Source organism: Chitinophaga agrisoli, assembly GCF_008386695.1.
In the GTDB taxonomy this organism is placed as follows: domain Bacteria; phylum Bacteroidota; class Bacteroidia; order Chitinophagales; family Chitinophagaceae; genus Chitinophaga; species Chitinophaga agrisoli.
In genome coordinates, this window is the sequence record NZ_VUOC01000002.1 from 819,307 (window position 1) to 840,773 (window position 21,467).

General features: G+C 49.5%; 19 protein-coding genes. 7 read left to right on the plus strand and 12 right to left on the minus strand.

Annotation, left to right across the window (positions count from 1 at the left end; all coding sequences use genetic code 11):
* Positions 1–22: 22 nt before the first annotated feature.
* The 3 genes from F0L74_RS10670 (at position 23) to F0L74_RS10680 (ending at position 2,672) form a co-directional block, all read left to right on the plus strand.
* Complete coding sequence (locus tag F0L74_RS10670; protein WP_149837852.1) at positions 23–1,177, plus strand: hypothetical protein; 1,155 nt, start codon at positions 23–25, stop codon at positions 1,175–1,177.
* 66 nt (positions 1,178–1,243) lie between these two features.
* Positions 1,244–1,498: a hypothetical protein gene (locus tag F0L74_RS10675; RefSeq protein ID WP_149837853.1), complete on the plus strand. Its 255-nt coding sequence runs from the start codon at positions 1,244–1,246 to the stop codon at positions 1,496–1,498.
* Between the two features lie 121 nt (positions 1,499–1,619).
* Entirely contained in the window at positions 1,620–2,672 is a 1,053-nt protein-coding gene (locus F0L74_RS10680; RefSeq protein ID WP_149837854.1) for a hypothetical protein, read from the plus strand.
* A gap of 158 nt (positions 2,673–2,830) precedes the next feature.
* Here F0L74_RS10680 and F0L74_RS10685 read toward each other — a convergent pair whose 3' ends face one another.
* The 3 genes from F0L74_RS10685 to F0L74_RS10695 form a co-directional block, all read right to left on the minus strand.
* Positions 2,831–3,343 (minus strand): OmpH/Skp family outer membrane protein, encoded by a 513-nt coding sequence (locus tag F0L74_RS10685; RefSeq protein ID WP_149837855.1) that lies wholly within the window; start codon positions 3,341–3,343, stop codon positions 2,831–2,833.
* Positions 3,344–3,430: 87 nt separating this feature from the next.
* A complete protein-coding gene (locus tag F0L74_RS10690) occupies positions 3,431–4,567 on the minus strand; it encodes a hypothetical protein (protein ID WP_149837856.1) in 1,137 nt (378 codons plus the stop codon).
* Between the two features lie 248 nt (positions 4,568–4,815).
* Positions 4,816–5,070, minus strand: a complete 255-nt coding sequence (locus F0L74_RS10695) for a hypothetical protein (protein WP_149837857.1) — start codon at positions 5,068–5,070, stop codon at positions 4,816–4,818.
* 190 nt (positions 5,071–5,260) lie between these two features.
* Between F0L74_RS10695 and F0L74_RS10700 the strand changes: the two genes are divergently transcribed.
* The 3 genes from F0L74_RS10700 (at position 5,261) to F0L74_RS10710 (ending at position 7,294) form a co-directional block, all read left to right on the plus strand.
* The gene (locus F0L74_RS10700; RefSeq protein ID WP_149837858.1) at positions 5,261–5,806 is read left to right on the plus strand and encodes a hypothetical protein; all 546 of its coding nucleotides are present in this window, start codon (positions 5,261–5,263) and stop codon (positions 5,804–5,806) included.
* Between the two features lie 12 nt (positions 5,807–5,818).
* Positions 5,819–6,415, plus strand: coding sequence for a Crp/Fnr family transcriptional regulator (locus F0L74_RS10705; protein ID WP_149837859.1), 597 nt, complete (start codon positions 5,819–5,821; stop codon positions 6,413–6,415).
* 69 nt (positions 6,416–6,484) lie between these two features.
* Complete coding sequence (locus tag F0L74_RS10710) at positions 6,485–7,294, plus strand: sterol desaturase family protein (RefSeq protein ID WP_149837860.1); 810 nt, start codon at positions 6,485–6,487, stop codon at positions 7,292–7,294.
* 85 nt (positions 7,295–7,379) lie between these two features.
* On the opposite strand, the gene F0L74_RS10715 is transcribed toward F0L74_RS10710, so the two are convergent.
* The 5 genes from F0L74_RS10715 to F0L74_RS10735 form a co-directional block, all read right to left on the minus strand.
* The gene (locus tag F0L74_RS10715) at positions 7,380–8,519 is read right to left on the minus strand and encodes an efflux RND transporter periplasmic adaptor subunit (RefSeq protein WP_149837861.1); all 1,140 of its coding nucleotides are present in this window, start codon (positions 8,517–8,519) and stop codon (positions 7,380–7,382) included.
* Between the two features lie 43 nt (positions 8,520–8,562).
* Complete coding sequence (locus tag F0L74_RS10720; RefSeq protein ID WP_149837862.1) at positions 8,563–11,832, minus strand: efflux RND transporter permease subunit; 3,270 nt, start codon at positions 11,830–11,832, stop codon at positions 8,563–8,565.
* 51 nt (positions 11,833–11,883) lie between these two features.
* Positions 11,884–13,278, minus strand: a complete 1,395-nt coding sequence (locus F0L74_RS10725) for a TolC family protein (protein ID WP_149837863.1) — start codon at positions 13,276–13,278, stop codon at positions 11,884–11,886.
* A gap of 215 nt (positions 13,279–13,493) precedes the next feature.
* A complete protein-coding gene (locus F0L74_RS10730) occupies positions 13,494–14,807 on the minus strand; it encodes a sensor histidine kinase (protein ID WP_149837864.1) in 1,314 nt (437 codons plus the stop codon).
* A gap of 18 nt (positions 14,808–14,825) precedes the next feature.
* Positions 14,826–15,515: a response regulator transcription factor gene (locus F0L74_RS10735; protein WP_149837865.1), complete on the minus strand. Its 690-nt coding sequence runs from the start codon at positions 15,513–15,515 to the stop codon at positions 14,826–14,828.
* A gap of 396 nt (positions 15,516–15,911) precedes the next feature.
* Here F0L74_RS10735 and F0L74_RS10740 point away from each other — a divergent pair, with 396 nt between their 5' ends.
* A complete protein-coding gene (locus tag F0L74_RS10740; protein WP_149837866.1) occupies positions 15,912–16,493 on the plus strand; it encodes a protease in 582 nt (193 codons plus the stop codon).
* 70 nt (positions 16,494–16,563) lie between these two features.
* Here F0L74_RS10740 and F0L74_RS10745 read toward each other — a convergent pair whose 3' ends face one another.
* The 4 genes from F0L74_RS10745 to F0L74_RS10760 all read right to left on the minus strand — a co-directional run bounded on the left by F0L74_RS10745 (position 16,564) and on the right by F0L74_RS10760 (position 21,466).
* On the minus strand, positions 16,564–17,097 hold the full coding sequence (locus tag F0L74_RS10745; RefSeq protein ID WP_246197675.1) for a hypothetical protein: 534 nt from the start codon (positions 17,095–17,097) through the stop codon (positions 16,564–16,566).
* A gap of 102 nt (positions 17,098–17,199) precedes the next feature.
* Positions 17,200–19,659: a CBM35 domain-containing protein gene (locus F0L74_RS10750; RefSeq protein WP_149837867.1), complete on the minus strand. Its 2,460-nt coding sequence runs from the start codon at positions 19,657–19,659 to the stop codon at positions 17,200–17,202.
* A 69-nt stretch (positions 19,660–19,728) separates the two neighbouring features.
* Complete coding sequence (locus tag F0L74_RS10755; RefSeq protein WP_149837868.1) at positions 19,729–20,424, minus strand: LytR/AlgR family response regulator transcription factor; 696 nt, start codon at positions 20,422–20,424, stop codon at positions 19,729–19,731.
* Positions 20,414–21,466 (minus strand): sensor histidine kinase, encoded by a 1,053-nt coding sequence (locus F0L74_RS10760; RefSeq protein ID WP_149837869.1) that lies wholly within the window; start codon positions 21,464–21,466, stop codon positions 20,414–20,416. Before F0L74_RS10760 ends, F0L74_RS10755 begins: the two co-directional genes overlap by 11 nt.
* Between the last annotated feature and the right edge of the window lies 1 nt (position 21,467).

The following is a 21,467-nucleotide window of genomic DNA, read 5'->3' on the forward strand; positions in this document are numbered from 1 at the left end:
ATTATTTTAATTTTGCACATATATGCAGACCTATTCCATCCCTAATTGGCTGAAGATCACCATGGCTATCGTTGGCATCCCTATGGTGGCCTCATTTCTGGCAATAGTAGTGGCCCCTGCCTTTACTGATACATTTAATAAAGTATATTTTTTGGTTGGACCGGCAGCCCTGGCTATGGCTGGCCTTTGCACTTTTGCCCTGCTGCAGCTCAACGAACAGCTCAGCATTGATGACTATAGCATAAAATACAACTCCCGCTTTATTAACAGGGAGCTGCTGTTAACAGATATAGCCGGTTACCGCTATTACAAGAATTGTCTTATGCTGGAACCGCTACCGGAACGTGGTAAGCGGATACAGATAACCCGGCATATGAGCCGCTTTAACCGGATAGAAGAATGGGTGCTTAACCGGTATCCTGATCTGGATAAAGCGGAAGCCCAGGCGATCTTTGACAACCGTGGTGCAAAAGATAGCAGGGAAACGGTGGCAAAAAAGGCCAGGCAGGCCAAACTGGAAATATATAGTCTTAATGGCCTCATAATGGCACTAATTGCAGTGTCGCTTATATTCCCCACGCTAAAGCCAGCTGCCTATTATGTGTTGATGGTATGCCCATTGCCGGCCATCTTTCTCCTGTACCGCTATGGGCCGCTGGTAAAACTGGGCGAAAAAACTGAGAGCCCAATGATATCCATGGATCTTCCCCTTTTGCTTAGCGGAGGCTCCATGATCATCCAGGCGTTGTATGTTAACATCCTTCGCTACGACAGGATATGGCCGCCCGCCATTGCTATTGCCACCGTATTGGGGGCCCTGCTCATTGCTGTACGCTGGCGCTTCTTAAAAAGGGGGGTACACTATGTGGCCATGGTTACCCTGTTGATCACCTTCTTTGGGCACGGCTATGCCACCATTGTGTTCCTGAACCAGCTTACGGATAAAAAAGCGCCCGTCCCGTATAAAGCCCGTATACAAAGAATGTGGGCTTCGCAGGGTAAAACCACCACTTACCACCTGGAATTAGCACCCTGGGGGCCGCAACACGATGTGGATGATGTTACCACCTCCGAAGATTTTTATGATAGTGTACAGGTCAATGATACGATCGCTATTTCCCTGCATCCGGGCGGGCTGGAGATCCCCTATTTAGACGTGGGGTATTACTCAAAGTAAACCTGGGAAAATCCATCTGAAATTTATAGCTTACACTCGTTTTCTAAGCCGTAAAACCGCAGTATCATGGATACGCCAGGTAAACCGTACCAGCCCATCAATTGTGATTATTATGACCGTCTGGAAGCCTGGGCCACCATGCGGACCATTTCCACGATCGTGTTCTATGACGAAAAAGGCAACCAGCAGGAAGTATCTGCCCGCATTGAAGACGTGTATGCGCTCAATAAGGTGGAATATATGCGCATGGATAACGGTCTGGTGATCCGGCTGGACAGCCTTATAGCTGTGAATAACGTTCCCCTTCCCAACCATTGCTAGGAGTGTCCTTTCCGCTCATACCATCCCTGTATAATTTTTGCGTTACAATATCTATCTTCGCGCCCCGAGTACATACCTTATTTGAACATGTGAACATAAACTGCTAATAAACAACTATTCTATGAAGAGTTTACTTTTCTCTATGCCCTTGCTGTTATCCGGCTTGTTTTTCTCCATGCATAATGGTGAGCCGGCGGTAACCAAAGCAACTGCTCCTACCCATACCCTTAGCGGGCCCGCCTCACCGGCAGCCATCAACCTCGCCATGTTTGCGCGGGGAATCTATCCGGGCGATGACACGCTTTACCAAAGCCTGAAGGAGTCTGGTTTTACCACCATCGTCCTGTCCAGCTTTTACATCCGTTCCAATGGGGATGTGCTTTCCGGCGATGACAGCAAAAACCCCATTATCCATGATGGCAAATTCGTGGGTGATAAAACCTGGCTTAAACGGGTAGCTGACCTGAAAAAAGGCACTACTTCCATTACCCGTATTGAGATCCTGATGGAAGGCAGATGGTACAACCAGCCGCCTAATACCTATGATTTCATCCAGAACTGGGCAGCTCCTACAGAAACCTATCCCGGCATTGTCACCGGCACCAGTAAAAACAGCACCCTCTATAATATAGCCAAGATCATGAAAGACGAGATAGGTGTGGACGCGGTATGTATAGATGATGAATCCGTATACGACGCCAGGTCTATTGTGGTCCTGGGTGAGATGTTAAATAACATGAACGTGCACATGACCCTTTGCCCGTATACAAAAGCCAAATACTGGAAGAGTATCCTTGCCGGATCTCAGCCAGGCCTGATAGACGCCATCTATCTGCAGTGTTACGACGGCGGTACCGGCAATGAGCCTGGTCCCTGGAAAGACAGCCTGTCCACTACCCTGCCGGTTTACCCGATCATGATGTGCCGCGGCGCTTTCAGCAGCTGCGACACCGTGAAGAACAGTAAATCTCCTGGTGAGATCAGGGCGGAGATGGTCCGTTATAAAAAGGCTTATCCTGGTATGACAGGTGGCGCTATCTGGCAACTGGCCGACGTAAGGCATTATGTGCACAAGAATTGCGCGGTAGAATTGCCCAGCTCCGGTACTGCAACTTCTATACTGCAATACCTGGATCAGCTTAAGAACAGTTTGCAAGGGCCGCTGCAGCAGTAATAGCTGTTAAGGCAGCTATCATTTAAATAGCAAGGCGTGCATATCAGGCTCTGATATGCACGCCTTTTTTATACCGCGCGCTGCCTGCTATTAAACGCAGGGCAATAAAAAAGCCCCTCCTGAACAGGAGCGGCCTTATCACTAACTATATCTAAATCCTATTTAATTCCTAATTTCTTTTTGGCAGCTCCTAACAGATCATCACAATTAGCCGCCACCACTATATCCTTTGAGTTATCCAGTACACAGGCATATCCGCCCTCTGTAACCAGGTCCGCTACCGCTTTCTTTGCCTTGGCTATAATAGGCGCTGTCAATACCTGTTCACGGTTGGACAGTTGCTGCTCCATATGCGTTCTGTATTGTTCCAGGCTGACCTGCGCGGTCTCCAACTCTTTATGTTTGATCTCTTTCATACTGGCACTCATCGTTGGTTCGTTCTTGTTAAACTCCACCATTTTCTTCTGGAGCTCTGTAAGCAGCGTTTGCCCATCCGCATTCAGCGATTTCTCGAACCGTTGCAGCGAATCATAGGCCAGCTTGGCTTCCGGCATGCTCAGGATCAGCTCCTGCATATTAATATAAGCGATCTTTGCCTGCGCATGGCTGCGGGTAGCGGTTAAAACGGTGAGGGAAAAGAAGAGCAATACAATTGTACATTTCTTACGCATATCGTGAGCTTTAAGTGTGAGCCTGTAAATTGTACAATCATATTTAAATAAAAAGTTAAGGGATTTATAAAGGAAAGTTAAGTGCGTTCAGGAGATCCGGTACAGGCTAAAACAGCCATAATCTGTCCGCACGCCCAGGAGGTCTTTCACAAAACGTATCTCCGCGTTTTTCACGCAATGGTCCAGCTTCATTTCATATAACAGCGCCGCTGTTTGCAGATTATATACATAGGACCGGCCGCTGCGCTGTTCCAGCACCAGCAGCGTTTCCTCCTCATTAATGGCAAAGTCCAGTATGTCTTTGGAATAACCGGGCGGTATAAAAGCGCCTGCTTTTATTTCCTGCAGCGTATCCAGGCTATAGAAGCGTATGCCCCAGCTGCCGTAGGTTTCCCGTATGATCAGCGTGCGGTCGTTCTCGATGAACTGCATGTCCGCTACGGTATTAAAATCGCCGCTGATCCTGCTGATGGGCTGCAGGGTAACCGCATCCAACAGCTCGATCTCGCCCTGGGTATTATGGAAGGCTATTGTATTACCATCCTTTGATATGGCGCCGGCAAAAGGGATGCTCCCGTTGACCATAATAGCCTCGATCGTCCGCTGCCGGATGGTATTACCGGGCAGGTCCCAAACATACAATTGGGGATCAACCGCGTAAACGATACGTTGTTTTGAAGCGGCAATAAAACTGGCCGGTTTATCCGCTGCGGGGGTAAGGCGTGTAAATGTTTTGGTATCCAGGTTATACTGGTAGATATAATGGTCTACGTCCATCACTAAGGAGCGCAAGGTTTCGTTGTAGACAATGTTCCAGGGTAATGATTCCGGTAGCTCAATGGTATCCAGCAGCTCACCGGTTGGTAGCAGCTGCACCAGGAAATCCTTGCTTTCCGTTTGCGTGTATGAGCCGTGTTTATATACATAAATGCCATTAGGCGTATCCTGGAACGATAAGGCGCCCGTGTAGCCAAGGCCGGGGCAATAGTGCAGGCAGGGCTGCCCGATGGCGGCATTATCATCACGGAACAGGTGCCCTTTTTTGAGCAGTTCCCATTCTTTCTTCTCGAACTGCTGACCAGCTTCTGCGGCGGTAGCAAATTGTTTTTCTGTTTGCCGGGTCTTACCGGGTTTGCCTGTCTCTGTGATCAAACGGTCATTGTCCCAGGTGATCCTGCTGATCTTGCCGCTCGCAGGGTCCGTTAAAAGATGTGTCTTGTACATGATGGCGGTAGGGTGAGGTGGATAAATGTACAAAAGCGCGGCTACATTCAAAAGCAGTTTCCTGCGGGCAAGGTATCACCGTTGCCGCAGTTGGTCTTGCGTCAAAGCCGCTGATGGTTGGCATCCTTCTGGCAATGACATTTCCTGCAGGCCCCTTTTAAAGGACCGGCGCTACAATCGTTGAACCTACAGCATCAATGGTAAAAAGGCTGTGGGAGGTTGCCTCTCACGGGTTTTAAGGCCTTTCTTTAGATGTCTACGTTGGGGAACTTGGTTTGTATCAACACTACAAACTCATTAAAATCCGCGCTTTCAAGGCGCGTCTCATCCATGTGATTGTCCTCCTCCATCACATCATTCCCATGAAATGCATAGGAATGCATCTTAAATACACCTTCATTAAAACTTAACTCCAATGTGTAACGGTACTCGTCGCCTTTTTGATAGTAGCGTGTGATTGGTTTTCCGTTTTTAAGGGTGATAAATACTTTAGTTAAACTCATGCTAGTGGTTACGTGAAGTTTATTATTTGCAACCGGGGTGCCAAACTAGAAAAATATATTTAGATAATTATATATTTTTGTGGCCGGCAACGTAAATCCATACCGTGAAGTTAAGCTATTGGCAATTAATAGCCGTCATTCTTGTTATCCTATGACGCCATTCCGGTAAAATTTATTCCTGTACCGTCCTATGAATATCGTACAAAAGCGCCTGCGGCGGCTGAGCAGACTAACAAAAGCACTGCTGGCGGCGGGTTTACTACTCATCATTTATGGTTACCTGTGCAGGTCCCTGCGGCTTTATTTTTTCTGGGAAAGCCGGGCTATTGGCTGGGACTTTTTTTGCATGGGAATCATCATGCTGCTCACTGATCTTATCAGGGTTAAATCCGTTCTGCAAAAACATACCCTACCGGAAAAAATAGGCATCGGCATTATCAGTTTTATATTACTGGCGCAGGCCATTTTCCTGGTGCTGTTGCCTTTTACGGACGCTTATATCACAGCCAGGGATTACCTGCCTGAGAGCCCGGAACTGTGTGAGGAAGTGGGCGATATCAGCTCCTTTTCGCTGATGCCGGCAGGCGGGATCCAGCAAACCGCGGATTCCAGCGGGCAATACGGCAATGCCGCCATCAGCCTGATCGTAAAGGGTGAAAAGAAATTTGCGGACATTACCATTTTTGTAGCTAAATACCCGGACAGTACGGCATGGAAGGTAGAGGGAATAGATTAAATTTGCGGCATTATGCTCCAGTCTGTCACTACCTTACAACAAATCCTGTTTGACCTGAGCGGCATACTGCCTGCGGATGCCCAACCGCTTTTTTCCGTAACCCGTCCGGCGCAGCTGGCCGCCAATGCGGTATACATTCCGGAGGGAGACCGGAGTAAGAAACTGGCCTTTATTGAAAAGGGCATTATCCGCGCGTACCGTGTAAAGGACAATGGCGATGAAGCCACTCTATTCCTCCGCTGGGAAGGCCAGTTTGCCGCCTCCCATGATACCATTATACATAGCCGCCCTTCCCGTTTTATTTACCGGGCGCTGGAAGATACCAGCCTGCTGGAGATAGACTACGATGTGCTGGAAACGGTGTTAAAAGCCCATACGGAATACGAGCCATTGCGCAATTTCTTCCTCATGAAAATGCTGGCAGAATCGCTGGACCTGATAGAGACCTTTGTAACGCTTTCGCCGGAGGAACGGTACCGCCGGCTGGTAAAGGATAAGTTTGATATTGTGAACCGGGTGCCGGACAAATACATTGCCTCCATGCTGGGCATTACGCCGGTATCCTTAAGCCGGATCCGAAAACGTATACATGCCCGTGGCCAGCATTAATTAACCTTTGTTAACCGCTACTGCCTGCCCCTGCCCTATTTTTGTCATTATCATCCAAACACTACGGATATGGAACAAAAATTAGCGCCTGTTTTCTGGTTATTAGGCAAATCCGCCCTTCGTTATTTTGTGCTGGCAGGTATACCTTTCCTGCTGTTCTATGTATTCTTCCCGGCAAAGTTCTTCCGGCAGAAGATACAGCAACGGCTGGCCTCCCGTAAAGACTTCCTGCGCGAAGTATGGTATTCCATGCAAAGCACCCTGGTGTTTACGGCCATTGCAGCGGCCCTGCTGTTTACGCCCCTGCGGCAGTATACCCGCATCTACGATCACCTGCAGGATCATCCCGGCTGGTACCTGTGGACCAGCGTGGCCATTGCGCTGGTGATCCATGATACTTATTTTTACTGGATGCACCGGCTGCTGCATCATAAAAACCTGTTTAAGCTGGCCCATGTGGTACATCATAAAAGCACCAACCCCTCTCCCTGGAGCTCCTACTCCTTTCACCTGCTGGAGGCGGCGCCAGAAGGCCTGGTGCTGGTGGTCATTACCATGATATTGCCCATACACCAGCTGGGCATCTTCCTGTTCACTATTGCTGCTTTTATCATTAATGTATACGGCCACCTCGGTTATGAGATCATGCCGCGCTGGGTACGGCGCACCTGGTTGTTTGAGGTGATCAATTCCTCTGTACATCATAACCTGCACCATAGCAAGTTTAAAGGTAATTATGGTTTGTATTTCCGCTTCTGGGACCGCGTTATGGGCACTGAGCATCCGGATTATGTAAAGGAATATGACCGGGTACAGGCGCAACGCCTGCAGCGGGCCGCTAAAACAGCGGCGCAGCCGCCGGTAGCCGCTTCTTTATAAAGATCAAAACATACATAAAAAAACTGCCGGGGAATCTCACCCCGGCAGCCCCGTTTTTAACACAGGATATGTATGGTTTCCGTAACTATTTCACTGCTGCCGCCAGGGCCACATGTTTCAGTTCAGCGCTATCCCTTATCTCCTCAGTAGCTGTTTTCACGATTACGTCATTCAGGGCCAGGTCGCCAAAGATCTCTGCCTTATCATCCACTTTACGGCCCACCTTCACCGGTACCCATACAGCGTGATTGTTCACGACTTTAATTACATAAATACCTTGCGTAGAATTTAAGACTGCTTTTGCGGGTACTACAAAACCTTTGTCGCTACCCCCTGTGAGGGCAATAGATACGCTGGCGATCATACCCGGTAACAGCCTTTTATCGTCATTGGTCACATCCATTTCTATATTCTGGGCACGCAGCCTTTCATCCAGGGCGCCGGCCAGGCGGGTCACCTTTGCTTTAAAGGTCTGGTCAGGGATGGCGTTCACGGTAAAATCCACTTCGCTGTTATCCTGCAGGTAACCGGTATAAGCTTCCGGTACCGCCACTATCAGGCGCAGTTTCTTCTGTTCCTGCAGGGTAAAGATGGGCAGGTCAGAGCCTTTACCAGCCGGGCCTACATATGCGCCGGCACTTACATTCCTGCGGCTGATCACGCCATTAAAAGGCGCGCGGATCTCCAGGTAATTGCGGTTATCGCCTATCTCGCGGTAGCCGGCTTTGGCGGCATCCAGCTGGGCCAGGTCTGATTTCTGTTTGGCAAACGCTATATCCAGATCGTTCTGGGATACGGTACCGGGCGTTTTACTGGTCTCCAGCAGGCGGTCGTAGGTAGCCTTGCTGGACAGGTAGATGGCTTCCTGAGATTTGAGGCGGGATTCTGCGCCGGACAACTGCGAGTTCAACTCAGGCGCTTCCATGGTAACCAGCAGCTGGCCTGTTTTTACTTCGCTACCCACATCCACATATAATTTCTTTACAAAGCTGCTTACTTTGGCATACAGATCCACCCGCTGAAAGGCAACCAGTTCGCCCGGGATGTCTATGGTAGAAGAGAGCTGCCCTTTCTGTAAAGAGAAGGCTTCCAGCGCCGGCGCCTCTGCAGGAGCGGCAGCTTCTTTTTTCTCCTCATGTGCAGACGAAGTGCTGCAGCTTTGCATGAATACGGCCAATGCTATCACCGGTAAAAATATGATGGCCTTTGTTGATACTGGTTGCATAAAACGAGATTTATAATTTCCTGTTACTTTGTTCATATGTTGTTTACGCTTTCACGGGTATAAAATGTATGCTCTCTTCATCTTCAGGATCCAGCGATACGCTCTGCGTAGTCGTGCGGCCTTGTCCCCATGCAAACGCCAGGGGCAGGATGAACAGTGCGGCAAAAGTAGAGGCCAGCAGGCCGCCTATTACGGCGCGCCCCAGGGGGGATGACTGATCCCCGGCTTCGCCCAGGCCGCTTGCCATGGGTATCATACCTACCACCATCGCCATCGCCGTCATCATGATGGGGCGCAAACGCAGGGCGGCAGCTTCCCTGGCAGATAACAACGCATCGCCATTATGTTTGCGGATCTGTTCCGCATTGGTGATCAGCAGTACCGCGTTGGAAATGGATACGCCCACGGACATGATCATACCCATGTAAGACTGCAGGTTCAGGGTAGAACCGCAGATAACCAGCAATAACAGTGATCCCAGCAATACGGCCGGCACAGTGGCCAACACGATAGCAGATACTTTAAAGGACTGGAAGTTAGCAGCCAGCATGAGAAAGATCACCACTATCGCTACCAGCAAACCGCTCTGCAGGCTATCCAGCGTATCTGTAAGGGTGCTGCTCAAACCGATGGGCTCTACGGTTAAACCACGGGGCAGATCGCCCAGGGAGGCAATGGCCTTTTGCACATCGACTGTCGCAGCGCCCAGGTCCGTATTATTCAGGTTGGCGGTTACGGTCAGGATGGGTAAAGCGCCCAGGTCATCCGCCTCACCGTAGGTAAGGCCTGGCGTAATGGTGGCCACATCACCCAATATGGGACGGGTATTATTCCGCAGCAGCGGGATCTGGGTAATATCATTCTGACTGGTGATCTGGTTTTCCGGTATCTCTACCTGTACGTTATAACTCAGGCCAAGGCGTTCATCCACCCAGATGTTCTTTTCGGTTAAACGGGAAGAAGAGGTGCTTGCTGTGAGGGAGCGGGAGATATCCGATACATCCACGCCCAACTGTGCGGCCCTTACACGGTCTATATTGATGTTGAGCGCAGGATATTTGATGGACTGGCCAATCTGCACATCCCGCAGGTATGGGATCTGTTTCAGCTTCTCCACCATCTTTGCTGCATACTGCTCGTTGATCTTTTTATTACGGCCGGCAAACCGTACTTCTATCGGTGTAGGCGAACCCTGGCTCAGGATCTTATCAGTGAGCTCAATAGGCTCAAAGGAAAGCGACATATTCGTGTCGATCTGTTTGGCGCGGGCCCTGATCTTATCCTTCAGCTCATCCAGGTCTACTTTATAACCTTCTTTCAGAGCTACCTGCAGTACCGCTTCGTGCGGTCCTGCCATCCACAGGAAGATAGGCGCGGTAGAATATGTTTGCGGGTGCGTGCCCACAAACGCCGAGGTTATGGATACATGCTCTTTACCCACGATATCATTTACGGCGTTGATAAGCGATATTGTCTTTTTCTCTGTTTCTTCGATACGGGTACCATCCGGCTCCCGCATACGTACCTGGAACTGCCCACCATTCACCTTAGGCAATACATCGCGCCCAATATGGGTAATGAGCAGCACCACCGCACCGGAGACCAATACCAGGTAAGCTATTACGATGGGCTTACGGTAAGGCATCATTCTTTCTATAAAGCGCAGGTAGCGTGCCCGCAGTTTTTCAAAGCGGCTCACTTTTCCATTCCGGTCGCTATCCGCTCTTTCCAGCAGATGTTTTTTCTGTTCCCAGGTATTATGCTCTCCGGCAGGTAGACCTGCGGCGGCGTATTCTTCACTTTCTGTCAGCTCCCTGCCATCTTTGCCTTTATGATGTTTTACTTTCATGATCCAGTTGGCCATCACCGGTACAAAGGTCTGTGCCAGGAAATAGGATACGATCATGCTAAAACCAATGGCCAATGCCAGCGGCAGGAACAGTGATCCTGGTATACCGCCCATGGTAAAGGCCGGCGCAAATACCGCCAGGATACAAAAGAGTATGAGCAGTTTGGGAAAGGCTATTTCCTTACACGCATCCCAGATGGCCAGGGCTTTTGGTTTGCCCAGGTCAAAGTGCTGGTGTATGTTCTCTATCGTTACCGTACTTTCATCCACCAGGATCCCAATAGCCAGGGCCAGACCGCTCAACGTCATGATATTGATGGTTTGCCCGAATAAGCTCAGGAACAGTACGCCCGATATAATGGAGGTAGGAATGGTGAGGATCACGATCAATGCGCCACGGGCATCCCCCAGGAACAACAGTACCATCAACCCTGTTAGCACGGCGCCAATAGCGCCCTCGCTCAACAAACTTTTTACGGAATTGATCACGTAGGTGGACTGGTCAAACTCATAACTCAGTTTCACATCTTCCGGCAGCTGTGCCTGTATTTTAGACAGTGATTTTTTCAGGTTCTGCACCACTTCCCAGGTGGAAGCGTCCGCAGCTTTTGCGATATCGATATATACGGAACGGCGGCCGTTGATCAACGCATAACTGGTGCTCACGTCCGCGCCGTCTTCTACCGTTGCCACATCGCGCAGGTACAGGTTCTGTACCCCGCTTTTGAACAAGGGCATATCTTCAAAATCCTTTGCCGTTTTAATGGTGGTATTGGCGGGCGTAATATAGTTCTTGTCGCCAATGCGCACGTTACCGGAAGGGGCTGTCTGGTTATTTACACGCAGTGCTTCTACCAGCTGGTCAGGCGTAAGGTTATGGGCGCGCAGCAGTTCAGGATTGGCTTTGATCACCACTGTACGCTGGTTACCGCCAAAAGGTGTGGAAGCTACCAGACCGGGGATAGAGGTAAACGAAGCGCGCACATATACGTTTGCCAGGTCCAGCAGCTCGTTATTGTTACGTTTATCGCTGCTCAATACCAGCTGTCCTACAGGCAGGGTACTTGCGTCAAAGCGTATAATAAACGGCGGGTTGGAGCCTGGTGGAAAGATGGCCTGTATACGGTTGGAGAAGGCGCTCACCTCCGCCGCCGCCTGCGCCATGTTGGTGCCAGGGTAAAAGTTGATCTTGATCAGCGTAAGGCCCTGTATGTTCTTTGTCTCTACACTCTTTACCCCGTTCACAAACAGCAGGATATTGATATATTGCTTACCAAAGAAGGATTCCATCTGCGTGGAGTTATACCCGCCAAAAGGGTGCGAGAGGTATATCACCGGCAGTTCCAGCTTGGGGAAGATGTCGATCTTAATAGTAGTCACCGCCTTTATACCAAAGAAGAACAGGCCGGCAACAAGCACCAATATGGTAATAGGCTTCCGAAGCGCAAAACGTATTAGATTCATAATAACTTATATAACAATTGTCAAAACCAGTTTATCTATCTATTTCCCAGCTTACAGTTCTTTTGCAAACAAATTAAAGTCGCCGCTGGCGGAAGCTTTCAGCAACAGCGCCTGCCATACATTGCTGTAGGCGATATCACGGTCTGTTTCCGCTCTTACCAATACATACAAGGCCTGCGTTACATCCACCAGGTTGGTGAGGCCGTTGCGGTACAACACTGTTTTCTGCAGGAATGCGTCAGAAGCCGCTTTTACCTGTACCGGCACTTCGTTATAATTATCCAGCGCGTTCTGGATGCGTGTTTCTGACAAGGCCAGTTGCGCATGCAGCTGCTGGTCTGCCAGATCGTATTCCGCCTGCAGCCCCTTGCTGATCTGCTTCTGGGATTTTACCTGCTGGCTGATGCGCAGCGTTTGGGTAAAGTTCCAGCTAATGCCCAGGCCAATAAGGTAGTTGGTTCGGGTAGGTTTGATACCATCCCAATAGGCTTGCGAATAAGCGTCCAGGTGTTGTGCGCTGTAGGTGGCATCAAAACCGGAGCCCCTTGTCTGCAGCACACCCACCAGTGAGAATACCGGGAAGTTGAATGTTTTAAAGTATTTCGCCTGCTCATCGCTTAGCAGCACGCGGCTTTTATACCATTGTAGTATGGGGTGGTTGCTCAAGGCTGCTGTATCATTCATAATAGCAGGCACCCTGGCAACAAAGAACGTATCCAGTGCAAACGACTGTGCCGGTACGCCCATGAGTACGGCCAGCTGGTTGGCCTGTGTCTGTTCAAAATCAACGGCACGGGTCAATTGGATCTTTGCGCTGGACACTTCTGCATTGGCTTGTGAAGAATCTACGCCGGGCGCCAATCCGTTCTTAACGCGGGTTACCACCACATGGCGGAACGTATCCGCACGGTTCAGGTTCTTCTGGTAAGATAATGTGAGCTTCTGCGCGGCGAGCAGATTAAGATAAGCGGCTGCTACCTTTACTTCCTGTTGAAAAATTTCCTGCTGCCAGTCATTGTTATCCCGGGTAGCAACCGCTTGTGCCGTTCTGATCTTCTCTTTTGCCCGTCCAAATGCGAAAAAATCCCAGTTTATATTCGTAAGATATAATGCGCCAAATGCTGCATTCCAATTCTGATCCGGTAAAGGTTGTCCGGAAGAGGAGGCGGCTAAGCCGCCAAAGCCGTACAGGGGGCCGTTCTGTCCGTTAATGGTTCCATAGTCCTGCTGTGCGCTCAGGTTCAGGTTAGGCAGGTAATCCCGTTTAGCCTGTGTTACGCTTGTTTTTGAAGCGTCTGCATAGCTGGCTTTTGCTTTGATGGTACCGTAATTATTAACGGCAGTCTGTATCGCGTCTTTTAACGTAAGTGTTTGCTGTGCGCTTAAAAGATGTATATTAATGAAGATGAAAAGAAGAATAAAACCCCAATATTTTTTCCCAAACATGTAACTACGATTTTTGCAGAATGGTTCCTAAACTTGTAATTCCAACTGCAAAGTGAGCCCATAATTTTGAAGTAATCTTGAAGTATTGATACTATCTAAAAAAATATTGGAGAATTTTATCCGGCTGTAACGCAGTGTGGTGGGGTATTTACGCAAGGCTAACGCAAACTGTCAAACAAATATGACAATCAGGATCTGAATAGAAGCGGTGGAATTTATACGATGGCCGGTTGTGCGGCAGCTGCTAAATTATCAAGCGGCACTGGCGTTACAACGGCTTTAGGCGCAGGCTGAAAATCTACCTGCAAAGTATGTATACGGTTCTTATAGCTATAGGAAACACAGAATCCGCTTACGTCGCAGATCTGTTTTACGATCGATAATCCCAGCCCTACACTGTCACTGCATTGATTGCTTTTCTTAAAGCGCTGGAATAATTCATCTGTAGGCATTTCCGGCGGCAGCCCGGTATTGCTTACGATAAGCCGCTGTGCTGTCAACCGGATATCGATATTACCGTTATCCACATTGTGGCGCACCGCATTGCCCAGCAGGTTATTCATCAGCATATCCGCCAGCATGGGATGGATCTTCAGTTGTACATTGCTGCCAAAATCCGTATGCACAGAAAGATGTTTCATCTCTATCCGGTCTTCATAAGCCGCCAGCACATCTTTGGCTATGCGGCAGAACTTAATGCTCTCAGACACGGCATATTCATTATTCTCCAGCTTGGCGATGAGCGTAAGGGAGCGGTGGATCTTTGATAACCGCTCAATAGCGTTCTGCATATCGCCCAGCAGGGTGGCCTGGTCTTCTTCAATATTGGTCTCGCTCAGCAGCTCCAGTTTATTGCGCAGGATGGCCAGCGGCGTTTGCAGCTCATGGGAGGCGTTTTCGCTGAACTCTTTGATGGCTACATATTCATCTACCGCCTTATCCGTGGTACGCTGCAGGAACTCGTTCAGCTCCCGGAACTCATGCGTGCGGGTAACGGGGAACTGCACTTTCTTTTTCACATTAAACCGCTGGATCTGTTTTATCGTCAGCTTTAAAGACTGCAGGATACGCGCAGATACCAGCCTGGCCGTGATGCTTACACAAACAATGATGATAAGCAGCTTCCAGATAATGGTATCCATAATGGCGTTCATGATCTGTTTTGAGCCGGGTATATAGTTATTGGAAGAGATGCGGTAAGGCTGGCCCTTGATGGTATAGTAGGAATTTACCGTTAACAGGCTGATAAACCCTTTATCATCGCTGTTTGTTTTCTCTATCTGTACACGGTCTTCCGGAAGGGCGGTTTGCAATGGCGTAACGGAGAGGGAGGATCCCTTAGGCGCTTCGCCAATGGGCAGGCCTTTTTCCATGCGGCTGGCGGTGGTCTCATTCAGGGCGCTTAGCTGGGAGATCTCCGTTTTATCTATATTCTTTACCAGGTTATGGTAGCAGATATAGGCGGTTACCGGTGTTGTTAACACGATGATACCGATGAACCATAAGGTGAATTTATCTACTAGCTTCATTCGTTCACTATTGATTTGTTACTTCACTGCTGCCGAAGCATTGAATTTATATCCCAATCCATAAACCGTAGCTATATAATCTGCTCCGTTGGCAGCGCTGATCTTCTTGCGAAGGTTCTTAATATGCTGATAAACAAAATCAAAGTTAGCCAAATTATCTGTATAATCGCCCCAGAGGTGGGTGGCTATGGACTGCCGGGACAGCACCCTGTTCTTGTTTACGATCAGGTACAGCAGCAGTTCAAACTCCTTACGGGTGATCTCCAGCAGCGTATCATTCACGGTGGCCTCCAGGGTATCTGTATTCAGGCTGATCTCATTAAAGCTGATCATACTACTGCCGGATAGTTGTTTACGGCGGTAAATGGCCCTTAAACGGGCATGCAGCTCCGGCAGGTGGAAGGGTTTGGTGATATAATCGTCCGCGCCTATTTCCAGGCCGGTCACTTTATCATCCAACGCGTCTTTGGCGGAGATGATAAGCACCCCGCTCTGTATATTCTCTGCCCGGATAAACTTTAACAGTTCCAGCCCATTACCATCGGGCAACATTATATCGAGCAGGATACAATCGTATGTAAAAAGTGATAACTTTGTTCTGGCCTCGTCAAACGTCTCTGCCAGCTCGCAGATGTACCCTTCCCGGGCCAAAAAATCATGCAGGCTGCTGGCTATTTCCTTACTATCTTCTATTACTAACACTTTCATAGAATTGCTAAGGTAGCGTTGAATTTTGAAACAAATTTGAAGTTGGGGGAGTCTTTTGCCCAGGGAGCAAGGGAAAAGGCAACACCAAATATACTCAAAAACGGGTTTGACAACTGGTACTATTTTACCCAAAATGGCCGAGCGAACCTTAATCGAACCTTAAGCGAACCTCAAGCGAAGGAGAACCTTTAGCAAAATCTGTTAAAATACTACCAGTCCACCTCATTAAGACGTGGTTTTCCCATCAACACGCTATTGATTATGCCCTGGCAGTCCTGCCTGACCCGCTTCTTCAAGCCGGACCTCCCTGCCATCCCCTCTTCATGAAAACCTAACTTTCCGTTTCCGGAATTTCCGTTAATTTGCGCCCAATTGAACATATTACACTTATTGAACATGAAGAACTCATTAATGATCACGGCAGCATGCCTGTCCTTTGTTACCATTTTTGCCTGTAATAATGGCCAGCAGGAAGCTGCCGCCACTACAGACAGCACTGTAGCCCAAGCCACTACCGCGGATACTGCCCAGGCAGCGCCCGCAGCAGACACCACCGCCCAGCAGGAAGCTAATCCGCTGGACAGCGCCGCTGTACTGGAAACCACCATGTCCGTAAAAAGCCCCATTAAAGGCGACGGCCCCATTATGCTGAAATTCTCTGTGGCTAACCCTACGGATAACCCGGTACGTTTCTGCAAATGGCATACACCGTTCGAAAACTTTATGGCCTCCTACCTGGATATTACGGACAGCAAAGGCGAAGCGGTACAATACCGTGGCGCTATGGCCAAAAGGATCATGCCCCCGCCGGCAGACGCCTATATCGTAGTATCTCCTAAAGGGAGCGTTGAACATGAGATAGACCTGCGTAAGGGATATGGTATCACCGCCCCCGGCAAGTACAAAGTGGTGTACCAGGCCAGCGGTATGAGCGGACTGACAAAAGTGAACGAACTCACCTTTGAGGTAACGAAATAAACGGCTTAGCCAAAATAAAGAGCCCTGCAGAGATGTTCTGCAGGGCTTTATTGTTTAATGAGGGAGATCATTATGCTTCCTGGAGCACCCGTTTCAACACCCGCAGGTTATCAATATACTGGTCTCCATGTTCCCAGCCTTCGTGCAGGCCGCTCCAGAGGATCTGGCGGTCCAGGGCCACTTTTATGACCGGTTTGCTGCTGGCGTCCATCTTACCTTCATCTACCAGCTGGGCAAAACCCGTGGCGATCACGGACACATCCAGGGTAAAGATGTATTGCTGATCGTCAAAGTTTTCGTCCTCAATCTGTTGTTTTACTTTTTCTGCGGATACCAGGCTTTCATTATAATCCGCAAAATCTATCTCGCCTACGCTTTCAATGGTCCATTTTAAGCAATCGACCACCGGGGAATCCGGGTGCAGCTTACGCCAGTCGCGGAACTCTGCCAGGGCTATATCGCCTTCGTCAGAGCCAAAGGGCGAGAGCTCATCTGCGCAGTTCCAGAAAAACTCTTCAGGCACCAGATCTATTGCCCTTTTGTGGGCATGATCGATATCTATGCCATAAAGATCATCATGCTCGTCCATATCCATGTCTTCCATAAAGGTATAGTTTAAAATTATGCCCGTTAAAATAAAGCGCGGGCCGCAAATATTTCAATAAATGTGATCAAAGTTTTCAAGTATTCCGGCCTTCATGGAAACTTAACGCATGGACAGCATTCCCATAGGCTGCAGAACGGTTTTATCGATGCGGTATATAGCTGCTCCGCTCGCTGGCACGGTAACATTCAGGTTACCGGTAACGGAGGTAAGTGCGCCGGTAAACAGTTCCTTTACCACTCCATAAGTGGTGGAGGGATTGAGGCCTATACGCGCCATACTCACTGTATAGTTTTTGGCGGCGGCGCCATAGTTCACGATGGCCAGGTATTGATAGTTGCCAATGGCGGCGGTAAACAGCTCATTGGGCTGGTCGCCGGTGTTACCCTCTACCGGGCGGAAGGCTTTGCCGTTTCCGTTACGGGCAATATCCAGCAGGTCCTGGTTTTGCAGGATGGATTGTGCGGTAGCGGTCCAGGCGCCGGTAGTGGAAAAATCGTCACCGGTAAGCACGGTGCCTGTTACCAGGCCGGAGGTGAACCTGGCGCGGTTCTCTGCCAGCGGTTCTGTGCCAAATACCAGGTGGTCCCCGTCTATGTACTGGTACAGGTTCTTTTGCCACCAGCCATAAGTAGTGCTGTTGAGGGTATAATTGGTTTCGCTGATATCTTTATAGGCGTCGCAGGCTACGCGGCGCATGTGTATATAACGGGCAGAGGCCAGGTTAGGGCTAATAGCGGCATAGGTAAGCATAGTCCCGGCCAGTTGGTCTACTACGTATTCCATGCCTTTTTTAAACGCCTCCATGCCGGTGTGAATGCTGTTATCGTAATAGCTGTCTGCTTCCAGGGCGGCATGTCCTAAAAAGTCGAGTTTTATCATTTCAAAACCGCAGGTCTTGAACTTGCCAATTACATAGGCAATACGGCCTTTTGTACCCGGGTGCGTGGGGTCCAGGGCGCGGGCGCCGTCCAGGTCCACTACGCTGCCGTTTATTTTTGTCCAGCAGTCCTGGTAGTGGTAGGAAGTACCATCCACCGTGGCGCTGCCATTCTTACCCCAGTCTACAAAAGGCGCCCAGTAAATACCGGGTTTCAGCCCTTTGCTTTTACAGTAGTTGGCAAACTCTGTCAACTGGGCAAAGCTGCCACTCAGGCCGCCGGATGAGAGGTTATCCCAGTAAGAGTCCAGGTCTATATAAAGCGTATTATCACTGTTACGGAAATTGACGCAGTTATTGGCAAAAAAGTCTACCACGGCTTTAGCCTTTGCGAGGGTCAGGCTGGACTGGATAGCGCCCCAGCTGTTCCAGCCAAAGGGCGTACCGCCGGTGTAGCTGGCTATATAACGCGGCTCTGCGGTGGCGTTGGCGCTACCATAGGTCTCAAATGCAGTGCGCCAGTCCGCATCATAGTTCACCATGATCTTTGGCGATTTACAGCTATTGCCGCCTACGCTTACCCAGCCGTGGCCGCGCAGATCGCGGGTAACGCCATTGCTGGTAAAACCGCCATAGGCTTCCAGGTGGGTGAGGGTACCGCTCCCGCCGCCGGTAACGGAAACGCCTGTTTTCCAAACGGTATGTTCAACGGAGCCTATTACCAGGCCGTTACGGTTACTGTTATCATAGAGGCCTGTTACCTCTGCGGAGGTAAAGTTGGCGGAGCCCATGGATTGCGCATTATAGCGGATCCAGGCATCGTTATCGAAAGGCACGTTCAAGGCGCGCATATCCCCGCCGCCGGGTATGGCCACACCGTCAGCCACCAGGGGCGCCATACGGTAACAGTTGGAGCCTGCGCCAGTGAGCAATACTTCTGTAAAGAAATAGTTCTTGCCGCTATAGGTATAAAACACCTGCTGCATGGTTATAAGGCCGCTGCCTGTTAAGGTGATGGTATGTTTGGTACCGCTGCCAAAAGCGTCTGTAACAGGCGTAGCGGCATAGGTACGGCTGGTATAACCTGTATGGCTGTAAAAGATGTTGTTGGAGTTGGCGGATGCATAGGCATCTGTGATCACCGGGTTGTTGTTAAAGTACACATTGTACTTACCGGTGCCCAGGTTGTAGTAGATGCTGTTGCCGCTGCCAAAGCTGATGGTCAGGGTTGGCTGCAGGGTGATCCTGTCAATATTAGGCCCCCATCCGCCGGCGCCGTTATCCAGGCGTATGGTGTTGTTACCGGCATTGAGCGTTACGTTCATGCTGGTATTGCCTACGGTGCTCCATCCGCCGGAAGGCGCGCAGTTAATACCCGTGTAATTACCATTGTTGGGCGTTACATAGATCACCCGCGGATCTGCTGTGCAGTAGTAGATGGTAAGGGTATATGTGCCTGCGGTGCTTACATTCACCGGCACTACTACGGTGCCGTTGGAAGGGCCGCCCAGGTTGCCTACCATATTGGCGCCGGAACAGCCGGTGCAGCCTTGCAGGTTGGCGCCGTTACTGAGCGTGCCGGATTCCGCTTCAAATGATTGGGCAAAGACGGTGCTCAGTTGCAGGAGAAAAATAACAATAAAGACAGGATAGATGATCGTGGATCTGTACAAGTTGGTCATGTAGTGCATGCTTTTTAATGGACGCCTTAGGTTAATTCATAGCATGCTGAAAATAATAAAAAAACCGGATTATTTAGCGGCTGCGGTGATAAGCTGGTAAAAAGCCTTTTTATAGGTATCTGATATAGGTATGATGGCGCGCCCTATCTGGATGTTATCCTTTTCTACAGCATCTATCTTATCAATGGCCACCATAAATGATTTGTGTACCCGGCAGATAATGGAGGCCGGTATTTCCTGCTCAAATTCCCGGAAGGTCTGCAGGGTCATGATCCATTTATGTGTAGTATGGATCCTGCGGTAATCCCGCATACCTTCTATATACAGCACATCCTGCAGGAGCAGCTTTTCCAGGCGGTAGGCGGTCTTTATAAAGATGAATGATTTCTGGGGCGCGGCGGCGGGGCGGCCCAGGTGATCCCTGACCTTGTCTACCGCCTGTATAAAACGCTCAAACGTAAAGGGTTTCAGGAGATAGTCCCTTACATTCAGGTCAAAGCCTTTTAGGGCGTATCCATCATAGGCGGTGGTGATGATCACCTCTACCGGGCGGTGGGCGGTTTCCAGCAGCTGTATGCCGCTGAACTCCCCGATGTTGATATCCAGGAACACCAGGTCTACCGGCTGGGTGCGGAGAAAGACCAGCGCATCCACCCCGTTATCAAAACTGGCCAGCAGGTGCAGGAAAGGCAGCTTGCTGATGTAGCCTTTGATACGCTCCTGCGCCAGCGGCTCGTCCTCTACAATAATGCAGTTAATGTTCATGGGTTTGCAGCATTAGGTTCACTTTATACACGCCATTGTCATGGGTGATGTGCAGGCTATGTTTGCCGGGATACAAGAGCTGCAGGCGCTTTTGCAGCAGCTCATTACCCAGGCCGTTATAACCGTTATTTCCACTTTGTGGCGGCAGCTCCCGTTTATACATATTCTCACAGTTGAAGTGTATGATATCCTTTTCTATTTTCAGCTGTATGTTGATGGCATTTTCTGATTTCCGGTGCTCCGCATACTTGAAAGCGTTTTCAATGTAAGGAATAAAAAGCATGGGCGCAATCATGTTGTTGGCCGCATCCCCTTCCACCTGGTAGCGTACATAGTTAGCGTTGGCGCTGCGGATCTGTTGTAAGGCGATGTACTTGTTGATATAATCCAGCTCTTTGGATAACGGCATCTGCTCTGCTTTTGTTTCATAGAGCATAAAGCGCATGATGTCTGATAGTTTGTTCAGGTACAGCGAGGCCCGGGCGGCATCTTTTTCTATCAGCACATCAATATTGTTGATGGTATTGAACAGGAAATGCGGGTGGATCTGTGATTTTACCAGGGCCAGTTCTGTTTCGAAGTTCTTGCGGCTCAGGTTTTCTTTCAGGCGGATATCGCCATACCAGCTAATAAAACCTTTCATTACCAGTGCAATAATGCTGTGCAGATAAGCCAGCAGGGAAAGGAAGATGACTATCTGGATCCGCTCTTGCGGCCCGTTAAGCGCGGCTATATTACGGGATAGCTCCAGGTAGCTGTATGTGATCACCCCGGCAGCAAGCGCAAACAGCAGGCTAAGGCCGAGGAGCGGCAGGAACTGCTTACGCTGCAATAAGCGGAATAACACAAGATAAGCGCTGTAAAATCCCAGCAAGGCTGGCGGAAAGCTTACCACCATAACCGGGGAATGGATTGCCAGGAAGCGCACGTTATTGAAGGTCATATGGGCCGTTTTGATAAGCACCCACACAAAGGTAAATACCAGCAATGCGTACAGCAACCAATACCCGGTATGTAATAACACAACAAAAAGCCTTTTCATG